The following is a 12,755-nucleotide window of genomic DNA, read 5'->3' as shown; positions in this document are numbered from 1 at the left end:
AAACTCTCTCATCCGACGCTCAAGCTCGGCAATATCCTTCGAAGCTGCGAGGTGTTCATCACGGCGGGTCCGGTGGAAATTTCTCAGCCACTGGTCGAGGCGTTCTAATAGGAACGTCAAAAGCATACGTACACCCGATTCGGTTGATGGCTATTCAAGGTTTCGTTGGCGGAAACGCTTTACCGTTGTGCACGCAGAAGCTCTTCTGGCACTGCACGGTATTCCCGAATGGTAGATAGCAATTGACGGCGTTCCCTTGAGGTCAGTATGTGATGCGGGCGACTCTCATTCAATCGAGTGGATGCATCGAAGCATGCCAAACGTACAGCGTTTCATGCCACGCCGGGCGACTGATTTCTTTTGTGTTCGTTGTCGTGCGGACTGACAGGACCGGGCAGATACTGCCTGGACGTCTATCGGTTGAAATTCCCGGTCATCATGCGGTCTGAATCCATGCAAAGTGAAAGTATGGGTTGGGCGACAACTGTCCCTGGACAAACGATGAATGCCGCGTAGCGCATGTGTGACCGCGTTGGGTCGGCTAGCTGCTGTTCGCCTTGCATCGAGGACCGGCCGTAACGGGGTCGTGTGCGGCCGATCGCCGGCAGGCAGTAAGCGGCCAACGATGGGCGGTCGTCACCCGCAGTCCACGGGCCGTTGCTCATCCCGTGACAGACACTCCCGGTATTTTGATGGTCGACCTTCACGGGTCGAGCGGGATCAACTGAGCAACCGCCTGCCTCGTGAACGCAGAAAACCGAATGGTTCGATAGCCTGGTTGCCCGGCAATTTCTGCATCTGGCCTCGCCTGTCGTGTCATCGATAGCGGCGGTTCAAACGTTAGAAGGGGGACAGTCGCTACCGCGACCAACGAAGGTCCGACATCTTTATTACATTCCACCTCAATGTATCTTTCCGCGTGAATACGATCCAAATGCCATTTTCTATCGTTTCCATTACAAGGATCGGAGCGCTCGCCGCGTCGCTGTGCGGCATGCTGGCCATAGCGAATTGCGCGAATGCCGCGGATAGCGTAATCGTGCTCGATTCCGGTGAAGCGCAACTGACGCTGATCGACGAGGCCACGCACAAAATCATCGGCACGGAGCCGACCGGCAAGGAACCACATCATCTGATGATCACGCCCGACGGCCGCTCCCTGATCGTTGCTGATTCGGTGTCGAACAACCTGATGCTCGTCGACCCGCACACCGGCAAGTTGCAGCGCATTGTGGAGGGCGTCGAAGATCCGTATCAACTCGGCTTCTCTCCGGATCGCAAATGGTTCGTCACGGCTGCGCTGCGCATGGACCGCGTCGACATTTACCGATATGACGGTACGAATATGGCGCTGGTCAAGCATATCGAACTGGCGAAGACACCCAGCCACATGACGTTCGCTTCCGACAACCGCACCGTGTTCGTCACGCTACAGGATTCCGGCGAACTCGCAGCGATCGATCTGCCGACCCAGAAAGTGCTTTGGAAAATGCACGTGGGCAATGAACCCGCAGGTCTGTGGTTGACTCCCGGTGACCACTACCTGCTGGTCGGCATGACTGGCGAAGACGATGTGGCCGTGGTGGACTGGCACAAGCAGCAGATCGTCAAGAAGATCCACACGGGCCGTGGCGCGCACAACTTCCGCAACCTCGTCGACGGCAAGCATGTAGTGGTCTCCAATCGCGTCGACAGCACCATCAGCATCATCGACTACACCACGCTTACCAATGCCGGCGATATCACCGGGCTGATGCCCGGGCCCGATGACATGGAACTAACTCCCGACAAGCGCTATCTATGGGTGGGATTCCGCTTCGCGAAGCATGTGGGCATCATTGATCTGACCACCCGCAAGCTGATCGATACCATTGCGGTGGGCCGCTCGCCGCACGGCATCTTTTTCGACAACCGTGCGCCGGTCGTGGCGCCTAATCCAGACTAGGCGGGGCAAGTCCTCTGAAACTTGCCGTTACATGAGTTCTGGCAGAACTGCTAAAACGCGAGGATTCAGATGTTTCATGAAATCGTCGCACAACTCGACAATATGGTGTCCGCGCTGCAGACGCTCTTATATGTCGACGTCGTGCAGCCGTTCTTCTATCGCTTCGGCTTGATGGGTTTCGATGAAGACACCTATGACGCACTGTACTGGGTGATTATCGGCGTGCTGGAGATCGTCGTGATGTATCTTGCGTTGCGGCCGCTTGAAGCGCTGCGCCCCATTGAACTGTGGCAGGATCGCAAGGCGCTGCGCGCTGACGTGATCTACACGTGGATCATCAAGCTCGGCATCATCAACATTGCGTTCTTTTTCATGTTGCAACCGCTATTCTTTCACTGGCAGAGCCTGATATCGATCTACGACATACCGAACGTCAATATCGACGGCCTCTGGCCAGGCGTGACGGATCAGCCGGTCGTGTCGTTCCTGATCTATCTGATCGTCCTCGATTTTGCCGGCTACTGGTATCACCGCTGGCAGCATCGTTTCGGCGTGTGGTGGGAACTGCATGCGGTGCATCACAGTCAGCAGCAGATGTCACTGTGGGCCGATGACCGCAACCACTTTCTCGACGACATCATCCAGGCAGCGTTCTTCGCGGCGATCTCGCTGTTTATCGGCGTGCAGCCGAGCCAGTTCGTGGTGCTGGTCGCGGTCAGCAACTCCCTGCAGAGCATCCAGCACGTCAATGCACGCCTGCCGTATGGCTGGCTGCTCGAGCGCATCATCGTCAGCCCGATCTTTCACCGCCGCCACCACGCGGTGGGCTACGGCCATGAAGGCACGGCTTACGGCTGCAATTTCGGCGTGCTGTTCCCGTGGTGGGACATGATGTTCCGCACCGTTTCATGGAACCCCGCCGTCGAGGCGACCGGCATCCGCGACCAGCTACCCGTACCGCATGGTTCAGGGCGTTCGTATGGCGACGGATTGATCGCGCAGCAGTGGCTCGCGTTTGGCCGAATTGTGAAGCGTCTGCGCGGGCAAAGGAATTACGCGGGGGGTGCCGTGGAGTGAGTGTAACTGACGCCGTGCACCTTGTTGCTGCGGTCGCACAGAACTGCGCCGCATGTTTGCGACCCGGCTAAAACCCGACAGCGCCGTCAGCCCCGGTCCGCGCGCCCGGAGTTGCGCACGTTTTGTAACCGACCGCTTTGGATGGTGAGTCGCATCCGGATGTCTCCAGTGGGTCCCATTACCGCCGATCGCATTGGGCGAACGCTCGCACGTGAGGCTTGCCTTGATGCTCGCCTATGAGTGAGTACCTCGGCTGTGCACCTGCCCCCACCGGGTTGATTGAAAAGCACACATGTGCGAGTCATACTTCGGGTCTCCCGTAACGGCTCACCTTTTGGCCTCCCAATCCAGACTTCCTGCTTGAACTGGGCGGGGACTTCGCGTTCGTCGGACCGCAACGACGCTTGCGCATCGGCGACAGCTGGTTTCGCGTGGACCTACTGTTTTTCCACCGGCGGTTGCGCTGTCTGGTGATTATCGATCTCAAGCTGACAGAGCTGAACCATGCTGATGTCGGCCAGGTGCACATGTACTGCAACTATGCGAAGGAGCACTGGACGCTTCCCGGCGAAAACCCACCGGTGGGCCTGATCCTGTGCGGACGAACGCTGAGATTGCCCGCGACGCACTCGATGGCTTACCCAACAAGATACTTGCTGCCGAGAACCACACGGTACTGCCGGATGAACAGGTGCCTGCCGAGGAATTGGAAAAAACGCGCCGAGAATGGGAAGCGCAACACCCAACCCTGACTAACAGCGGCAAAACGCGCGACTAGCGGCGATGCGGAAAACGAGTTGTGGTGCACCGCTGGCCGACGTCGGTCTGTTGATCGGCCTAAGCGGTCGTCGGTCGATCAACAAGTCAACGGCCGGTTGAATCCGCCGTCGTTCAACTGACAATGGATGACCGGTTTCTTCCGTTTGCCGATCAAAAACGCACGCAGCGAGCGTTCGCGGCGCTGTGTCGGCTCTGTCGCGGTAAGGCGAGCGGGTAAACTTGAGCGACAGAAATTGGGATGACCACGATGGCTATGAAGGGCAAGACGCCGCGCAAGACATTATCACCAGCGATCGCGAAGGTGCTGAAGCGACTGCACTATCCACTGGACGTGATTCTGCTATGCGTGCGGTGGTAGTAGCGGCGCGCTGCAGCCTTGTCGCGATGCGCCCGCAACACGAAATCGACCGTCTTGCCGGCCTTATCCACGGCTCGATACAGATACTTCCACTGGCCGCGTACCTTGACGTACGTCTCATCCATCTTCCAGCTCTTGCCGACCGGACGCTTGTACTTGCGAAAAGCCTTCTCGAACAGCGGTACGAGTTTGATCACCGAGGATGCACGCTCGAATGGTCGACCTGGAAGCCGCGTTCGGCCATCATTTCCTCAAGATCACGCAGGCTCAGTGAGTAGGCCACATAGCCATCGATCGTAACGGCGCGCCTGAGACCGTGACCATGGATAAAAGCGGGGCCAATCTGGCTGCCCTCCGGGCCATCAATACCGAACGGGAAACACCCATCAAGGTCCGGCAGGTCAAGTATCTGAACAACATGGTCGAGCAGGATCATCGGGCGATCACACGCCGAACCAGGCCGATGATGGGCTTCAAGGATTTCAGGTGTGCCTGCATCATCCTGTCAGGCATTGAGACGAAGCATATGATCAGCAAAGGCCAGATGAAGGACGCCGGCGTTACCCAAACCCCTGCCGATCAGTTCTATTCTTTAGTAGCTTGAGGACTCCTTGTCATAGCGGATGTTTTCGCTTCACGGTCCTTATCGCGACGCAACCGGTTAATGCTGATGTTGATCCCTATGAGGGCGAGTCTCCGAGTCCTGCCTTCGTCGATATTCGAAGGCTGTCGCACATGTTGGGTATATCGTCGCAGACCATAAGCAGATCGCTTCTAGCCGGATCTGAGCATCGGCAGTGTAGCTCAAGCTCCAAGCACTGCCGTTTCTGATCAGGCCTCGGCTATCACAGCGTGCTGTTTCAGCGCCCGAGCGAGAGCATCTGTCCTTGCCATAAAGTTCCGTTGGACGCGACATGCCGCGCTTGCGAACGAGAGATCCCCTATGTGATCAACGCGAGCGTCCTCGAAGCGCCGTTTCGATGCCCGTCTTGCCGGACGCGCTATGGAAGTTCGTTCTCGATCTCGAATCTGAGACCGATGCGTAGGGAAGGGCGGATAGCAATTCATCGCCGATGCATTGCCAGCGCTGTCGCGTGACCGACTGGTGTGTGCAATTTCGACCTTCTGCTCGTATAGCGTTAACCCGACGCCAGCAGACGACTCGCAGCCGCCCGAACGCGGATTGACAGTCTTATACGCGCAACAGTGACGTTTTTATTTCGGTATACGGCTGACGAAGCGGCAAACCTCTCGAAATATGGGCTCTGACGGGAAGGCCGGTCGATTTTTTCGCGAGCGGATTGCAAACGCCGCGCAGCGACTTTTTGAATAGCATCCCCCGGACACCTGACATTCACGTGCCGACTGCGCTTGGCGCGTCGTCGGCCAACGCGGGCGGTTCATCCCTCGTGACTGTCCGTAGTCGGTATTTAGCCTGAGCAACCAGCGACGGCGACAAGACTGGCGTCCGATTCGCGACCGAGTAGACTAGTCGTCAATCGTTGCGGTTCGCGAAGTGATCACTTCGACCGACATACGTGCGGGCCTGCGCCCCACTTAACAGTCGAAATGCCTGATGTCGATATCAGGCCAGGTCACCAAGGGAAAAAACTGGGGGGGCAATGACCATCGCGATCTGTCAGACCCTTGAGCGGATCTGCGCGACAGCGGGCGCGGATCTCTACCGTGCCCGCCGCACGACGGATGGGATGCCGGTGCTGCTGAAGCGCCCTCCGGAACCCGCAGTAGCAGCCCAATCCGCTCGTTTGAAGCGCGAATACCTGCTGCTTCAATCGTTGAATGTCGCGGGCATTGCGAAACCACTCGCGCTAGTCAAAGAGGGCGGCGGCTTGGCGCTGATCCTGGAATACTTTGCGGGCGAGTCGCTCGAAGCCGTTTTGGGCCGTGAGCTGCGAATGGACGTGGCGCTTTGCCTGCGCATTGGCCACCATCTGGCCGATGCATTGGCGGGCATCGACAGCGCGATGGTCATCCTTCGGGATGTCCGGCCCGCTAATATTCTGGTCGCGCCAGCGACTGGGCACGTCCTCCTGGTGGATTTCACACTCACCACGGCCCAGGAATCCAACACCGTCTCGCCAGAGGGCGTCGTCGTACCCGTGGGGGATTGGGCGTACGTGTCCCCCGAGCAAACCGGCCGCATGAATCGTCCGGTGGATTACCGGACCGCTTTCTACTCGATGGGCGTATTGCTCTATCGCATGCTGAGCGGCCAGTTGCCGTTCGAGGCGAACGATCCACTCGAATGGACGCATTGTCATGTCGCCCGCATGCCTGCGTCGCCTCATGAGATCGTGCCGGAGGTGCCGCTACCGGTGTCGGATATCGTGATGAAGCTGTTGGCCAAGCTACCGGAAGACCGGTACCAGAGTGCGTACGGGCTGCGCGCCGATCTCGACCAGTGTCTCGCGCAATGGCAGGCCTCGGGCCGGATCGAGCCGTTCCCGCTCGGTACGGAGGACATCCCGGAGCTTTTCCAGGTGCCGCGCAAACTTTACGGACGCGATGAGGAAGCGAAGCGGCTCCTCGACGCATTCCAGCACATGACGTCAACCGGCCAAGCAGTGCTCGCGAGTGTCTGCGGCTACTCGGGCATCGGCAAGTCGGCGCTGGTCGACGCGTTGCGCAAGCCGATTGTCGCGAAGCACGGCTATTTCATTTCGGGCAAGTTCGATCAGTACCAGCGCGATATTCCGTATGCCACCCTCACGCAAGCGTTTCGCGAACTGGTGCGGCAACTGCTGGCCGAAAGCGAGACGGACATTGCCGGCTGGCGGCAACGGATCCAGGCCGCGGTAGGAGTGAATGGCCAGCTTATTGTCGATGTGCTGCCGCAGGTCGAGATCATCATCGGACCCCAGCCGCCGGTTGCGGCGCTGCCGCCGAGCGAGGCGCAAAACCGGTTCCGGATTGTGCTCCGGCAATTCGTCGCGGTGCTCGCGAGTGAGGACCACCCGCTGGTCGTCTTCCTGGACGATCTGCAGTGGACCGATGCGGTCTGCCTGACGCTCATCGAAGACCTGATCACGCATCCGGACACGCGCTATCTGCTGCTGATTGGCGCCTACCGCGATAACGAAGTGGACGCATCCCATCCGCTCGTGACCACCCTCGAGACGATCCGCCACAGTGGCGCACCGGTGACGGACCTCAAACTCGCACCGCTGTCGCTCGTGCATCTGAACGAGTTGGTGGCCGATACGCTCCATGCGTCACCGGTCGTCTGCGAACCGCTCACGCGGCTGGTCTACGAGCGCACCGAGGGCAACCCGTTCTTCTTTATCCAGTTCCTGGACACGCTGCATAAGGAGGGGTTGTTGCGGCATGACACGCGACACTGGGCCTGGCAGTGGGACCTGGATCAGATCAAGGCGAAGGACTTCGCCGACAACGTCGTCGACCTGGTGATCGGTAAGTTGCGTCAGTTGTCTCCCCCAGCGCAGGAAGCGCTGCAGCTGGCCGCATGCCTGGGCAACGCGTTCGAGTTGCGACATCTCGCGCTGGTCAGCCGGAAATCAGCGACCGAGACTGAGGTGTGCCTCGCGGCGGCGGTGCGCGAGCGTTTGCTCCTGCGCACCCACGGCAGCGGCAAGTTCCTGCACGACCGGATCCAGCAGGCGGCTTATTCACTGATTCCCGCAACCCAGCACGCTGTAATCCACCTGCGAATCGGCCGGGTACTGCTGGCGAACTTGACAGCGGACGAACTCACCGAGCATCTGTTCGATGTCGCGAACCAGTTCAATCGGGGCGCCGTGCTGCTGGATGACCGGGATGAGAAGGCGCAGGTGGCGGCGCTCGACCTGCGTGCCGGGCACAAGGCCAAGGCGTCGGCGGCCTATGCGTCGGCGCGCGTATATCTTGCGGCCGGCATCGCGCTGCTCGATGAAAAGGACTGGGGCGATCGATACGAACTCATGTTCAGCCTGCGGCTCGCGAGCGCGGAGTGTGAGTTTCTGACCGGCGACTTCGACCACGCGGAGCGACTGATTGCGGAGTTGCTGCAGCGAACGGCGTCGAAATTCGACCGGGCGGCCGTCTACCACCTGAAGGTCCTGCTCCATGTGATGAAGTCGGAAAACTCACAGGCCGTGGTCAGTGCGCGCGCCTGCGCCATGCTGTTTGGCATCGACATCCCGGCACACCCGACCTGGGAACAGGCCCAGGCCGAATACGAAACGGTCCGGCGCAACCTGGAGGGACGCCCGATCGAGGCTTTGATTGACTTGCCGCTGATGACCGATCCGGAACTGCGGACCGCCATGGAGGTGCTGTCGATTCCTTTGGAGGCCGCCTATTTTACCGATCTGCATCTGTTTTGCCTGCTGGTGTGCCGCATGGTGAACGTCAGCTTGCGGCACGGGATGAGCGGGCCTATCGCGCAAGCGTATAACTGGCTCGGGACGGTCCTCGGCCCGGTCTTCCACAGTTATAGCGAGGGCGATCGTTTCGTCAAGCTCGCATGCGACCTGATCGAGAAGCACGGCTTCGTCGCTTTCCGGGCAAAAGAAGGCTTCGCGCACGAGCTTGCTGCAGGATTTGATCGTGCCCGAGGGTCCACGACCGGCGCGCGCGGCCATCCCGAGGGAGAGCGCAGCCGCTTTGTACTCTGGGGCGCCGGCGGCGAGGTCCGGCAACTCGACGAGCGCACGCCGCCACTGCATGAACAGCCGGAGTCACCGTCCCCCACGTCGCCCAGCAATGCGGGGCAACTGGATCTTCTGTCGGTGACCAAGGCGTCGCAGGCAATTTCTGGCCAGATCGTGCTGGAGGATCTGATCGACACGCTGATGCACATCCTGCTGGAAAATGCCGGAGCGCAGACCGGCCAACTGCTGCTCGCACGCAACGAGAGCCTCGTCCTGGCGGCCGAAGCGAGGGTGGAGCAGCAGACAATCTGCGTGCGGCGGCTCCTGAACCAGGCCCCGTCCGCATCGGCACCGCCGGGATCGGCAGCGCCCGAAGGGGCATTGCCGAGCTCCATCGTCAATTACGTCCGGCGCTGCCAGGAGCGGGTGCTGCTGGATGATGCGAGGCAATCGAATCCTTTTTCGGCAGACGAATACTTGAGCCGCCAGCAGCCGAAGTCGGTTTTGTGCCTGCCGCTTATGCGGCGCTCCGGGTTGATTGGCCTGTTGTACGTGGAGAACAATCTGGCCACGCACGCGTTCACGCCCGAACGTGTGACCGTGCTGGAACTGCTAGCCTCACAGGCGGCGATCTCGCTGGAGAACGCGATGCTCTACGCTGCGCTTCGTGAGCGGGAAGCGCGCATCCGCCGCCTCGTCGATTCCAATATCATTGGGATCTTCTTTGGAGACCTTGCCGGGAATGCCAGCGAGGCTAACGACGCATTTCTGCAGATCGTTGGCTATACCCGGCAAGATCTGCTGTCCGGCAACATCAATTGGGCAGGCATGACGCCACCGGAATATCGCGCCGCAGACGCGCGGCACGTCGAGGAGCTTCGGAGGACCGGTACTTGCCAACCTTTCGAGAAGGAATATATCCGCAAGGATGGCCACCGTGTCCCGGTTATGGTGGGCTCTGCGATACTGGACGGCTCGCAGGAAAAGGGCCTCGCCTTTGTGCTCGACCTGACTGAACGCAAGCGAGCGGAAGAGCAGTTGCAGACCTTGCAGGCGCAACTCACTCATGCCACTCGGGCGACAACCCTTGGGGAGCTGAGTGCATCCGTTGCCCACGAGGTAGGCCAGCCGCTCACTGCGATCGTGACCAGCGGCGAGGCCTGCCTGCGATGGCTTGGCCATCGGACGCCGCAGCCGGAGGAGGTGCGGGCGTGCGTGGAGCATATGATCGCCGAAGGTAGGCGCGCGGGCGAAATCGTCCAGGGTATCCGCTCGCTTACCAAGAGGGCTAACCCGCAGAAGACGCGGCTGGAACTCAACGATGTGGTCAACGACGTTGTGTCCCTGGTTCAGCGCGAGGCTCTGAATCATTGCGTTTCCTTGCACCTCAAGCTGTCCCCCGACTTGCCTCCGTTTTTCGGCGATCGGGTCCAGCTTCAGCAAGTGATCATCAATTTCGTCATGAACGGTATCCAGGCGATGGCCGACATCGGCGACGCGCCACGTGAACTACTAATAGAGTCACGTCACGAAAACGGGGGGCATGTGGTCGTCGCTGTACGGGATTTCGGAACGGGCATTGATCCGGAAAACGCAGATCGGCTGTTCGACGCTTTCTTCACTACAAAGCCCGACGGAATGGGCATGGGATTGTCGATCTGCCGTTCGATCATCGAAGCCCACGGAGGGCGGGTGTGGGCATCCAACAATGCTGGGCGTGGTGCCGTCTTCCAATTCAGCCTGCCTGCGATTGGCGAGAACGAGTCCAGTTAAAACACGGGATTCTGAATCGCGTGATGAATCCGGTGGACGCCATGCGAGAAACTACCGGATGTCCGAGACGCCTCTTCATCTCATCCCGCCTCAAGGACAAGGGTTGGGTCAGATTTCAGGAAGTCACCGTAAGTTATGGATATTGCGCGGATCGATAGTCCGGACGCCTGCTCGCAGCCGAAATCGCCAGCAGGAAGCCCAGTGTGTCGGCCCCTTCATTGATGGCCTCGATCTGTACCTGCCGCAGCCAGTCGGGCATTTCCGGCGGCATGACGCCCCGCGCAATCATCGCGAGTTCGGGTCGCGGGAACACATGATGAATGCCGGTCGATACGCCCAGTCTGGCAAGGGCCGCCTGGGCCTGCGAGTTGGCCTGCACGAGCCGCCCGCGCTCGTCGGTCACGATGATCCCATGTGCCCGTGCGGCATAGCCCATGCAACGTTCCAGCAGCCGCAGACGGCGTTCCATTGCCACCTTGCCGAGCCGGCTCTCGATCTGTGCGGCCAGTGAAACGATCAATGCCAGACTTTGCTGGTTGTAGCTTTGGGCGAGGCCGGAGTGATCGATGACGCCGAGCACGGAGCCGTCCAGCGGATCGCGAATCACCGTGGCAGAGCAGGTCCAGCGCTTGATGCCTTCGCAGAAATGCTCGGCACCATGGATCTGGACTGGCTGCCCCAGCGCCAGCGCGGTGCCGATCGCATTTGTGCCGCAATTGAGTTCGGTCCAGCCACAGCCGGGAATCAGCCGGATTTCGCCGGCGGGTTCCCAGGTGCTCTGATCGCCGGCCAATTCGAGGATCACGCCGTCGGCATCGGTCAACAACAACACGGTGCCGGTCTGCAACAGGAATTCGCGCGCTTGGAGGATCGTCGGCAGGCTGGCACTGAGCAGCCGCTCGTTTTTGGAGCGCAATTCGAATACGCGGTCCTCTTCCAGCGGCGGCGGAGCGCAATCGAGGCCCGGGCTGACCTGGCCGTCCAGGCAGCGATGCCACGAGCGATCGACCACGCCTCGCAGGATACGCGAGCGTGAAGTGTCACCCTGAAGCATACGGTCCCACACGGACATAATACTGGTGTCCCGATCGGGACTGGGAAAACAGTTCATCGATGTGTTCGACTCGTCCACGCTCCTATCTCCTCATGCTGCAGGATGGCCTCGCCTCGCGCGGGCCAGGAAACTCAACCGGGCCTGCACCTCTTATTGTGGTCCCAGTGCAGCCCTTATGCGCGTCACGCTGTAGACTGTACGCCGATAGTTCGAAGCATTCCATAAGACCAAAACATCCCGCGGAAAACGCTGTCTGGTTTCACGAATATATTTCGCATACCAGACAATTAATGAACTCGGGGCTGAGAACCTGTTTAAGCGGTTTGCGAGCATTGCACGATGAATTTCTCCGGCAATGTCGCACGATCGGACTGACCGCCGCCGATTACACATTCAACACGGCAGACCGCGCGATACGCTCCCTTTCATAGCGCGTGAAGGAAGAGTTGCTGCGTCGCTTCGACACAGCAGCGCGGTCGGCAGGCGCTTTGCATCTGAAGGGCCTGCCACGCCCGAACGATGCGGGTGTCCCCGCAGCGAGCCGCCTGTAGCAGGTGGTCGAATTCGATGGCCATCGACTTGATATCCGACTCAAGGTGGTCACGCGTGATCCGTTTGGTTTTGAGCATGAGTTCGAGATCGAGAGGGCGTGGCTCCCTGTCATCATCGATGTCTGCACCCGTGCGGTTTTTGGCTATCACATTGCATGTCCCAACGAGGTGTCCGCGGCGTTGTTAGCAACGGAACTCGGAAAACTCGGCTTCCGCGAATCGCTCCCTCTACATGGGGGCATTGAGGCCTGGCTTGCAGCAGGGTTTCCGGTTGAGACGGTGAGCAGTCTCAACAATGTGAACGCCGGCAAGCGTGGCGAAATATTGTTTCCGTGGCCGGTCGGTGCGGACGCCGGTTGAAGGAGTCCATTGCGCGCATGTCGTCACGAAGAGGGTGGAGACAGGGTCGCCTGCGCGGTGGGGCTACTCGCGGAGGCACCTGGGCGCGGCCACCCGCCAATTGCTGTAGTTTGACTGCGCCGGTCTATCGGGTATGCGGCTATGCCAAACTCGATGATGACGAAGTTGCGCAGTGTAAAATGCGGCGCCGACACGACTGTGAATGGGTGACCCCGCACCATGATCGGCGCGCTCACGTACAAAAAAT

5 protein-coding genes and 3 pseudogenes are annotated in these 12,755 nt (G+C 59.8%); 6 read left to right on the top strand and 2 right to left on the bottom strand.

From position 1 onward, the window contains the following. Window positions 1-994 precede the first annotated feature (994 nt). The 3 genes and pseudogenes from P0D96_RS46395 to P0D96_RS46385 all read left to right on the top strand — a co-directional run. Entirely contained in the window at window positions 995-1,945 is a 951-nt protein-coding gene (locus tag P0D96_RS46395) for a YncE family protein (RefSeq protein WP_408320910.1), read from the top strand. 69 nt (window positions 1,946-2,014) lie between these two features. Continuing rightward, a complete protein-coding gene (locus P0D96_RS46390) occupies window positions 2,015-3,022 on the top strand; it encodes a sterol desaturase family protein (protein ID WP_408320909.1) in 1,008 nt (335 codons plus the stop codon). A 350-nt stretch (window positions 3,023-3,372) separates the two neighbouring features. Further along, window positions 3,373-3,800: pseudogene (locus tag P0D96_RS46385) on the top strand (PDDEXK nuclease domain-containing protein); the annotation flags it as partial. Window positions 3,801-4,150: 350 nt separating this feature from the next. Here the strand turns inward: P0D96_RS46385 and P0D96_RS46380 are convergent. Further along, window positions 4,151-4,503: pseudogene (locus P0D96_RS46380) on the bottom strand (IS6 family transposase); the annotation flags it as partial. Between P0D96_RS46380 and P0D96_RS46375 the strand changes: the two are divergent. Both P0D96_RS46375 and P0D96_RS46370 read left to right on the top strand, forming a co-directional pair. Then, window positions 4,447-4,764, top strand: a pseudogene (locus tag P0D96_RS46375) (DDE-type integrase/transposase/recombinase); the annotation flags it as partial. The pseudogenes P0D96_RS46380 and P0D96_RS46375 overlap by 57 nt on opposite strands. Before the next feature lie 1,018 nt (window positions 4,765-5,782). After that, window positions 5,783-10,543, top strand: a complete 4,761-nt coding sequence (locus P0D96_RS46370) for a trifunctional serine/threonine-protein kinase/ATP-binding protein/sensor histidine kinase (RefSeq protein WP_408320907.1) — start codon at window positions 5,783-5,785, stop codon at window positions 10,541-10,543. A gap of 133 nt (window positions 10,544-10,676) precedes the next feature. On the opposite strand, the gene P0D96_RS46365 is transcribed toward P0D96_RS46370, so the two are convergent. After that, window positions 10,677-11,675 carry a sigma-54-dependent Fis family transcriptional regulator gene (locus tag P0D96_RS46365; protein WP_408320905.1) on the bottom strand — a complete coding sequence of 333 codons (999 nt, stop codon included), beginning with the start codon at window positions 11,673-11,675 and terminating at the stop codon, window positions 10,677-10,679. A gap of 476 nt (window positions 11,676-12,151) precedes the next feature. Here P0D96_RS46365 and P0D96_RS46360 point away from each other — a divergent pair, with 476 nt between their 5' ends. Next, window positions 12,152-12,508 carry a rhodanese-like domain-containing protein gene (locus tag P0D96_RS46360; protein WP_408320903.1) on the top strand — a complete coding sequence of 119 codons (357 nt, stop codon included), beginning with the start codon at window positions 12,152-12,154 and terminating at the stop codon, window positions 12,506-12,508. Window positions 12,509-12,755 lie beyond the last annotated feature (247 nt).

It is taken from the genome of Paraburkholderia sp. RL17-347-BIC-D, from assembly GCF_046027915.1.
Lineage (GTDB): Bacteria > Pseudomonadota > Gammaproteobacteria > Burkholderiales > Burkholderiaceae > Paraburkholderia.
This window is presented reverse-complemented; position numbering and strand designations above follow the sequence as displayed.

Bases quoted from the DNA above. Each gene is read 5' to 3' on its own strand.
- P0D96_RS46395 (WP_408320910.1), top strand. From the start codon at position 995: ATGCTGGCCATAGCGAATTGCGCGAATGCCGCGGATAGCGTAATCGTG.
- P0D96_RS46390 (WP_408320909.1), top strand. From the start codon at position 2,015: ATGTTTCATGAAATCGTCGCACAACTCGACAATATGGTGTCCGCGCTG.
- P0D96_RS46370 (WP_408320907.1), top strand. From the start codon at position 5,783: ATGACCATCGCGATCTGTCAGACCCTTGAGCGGATCTGCGCGACAGCG.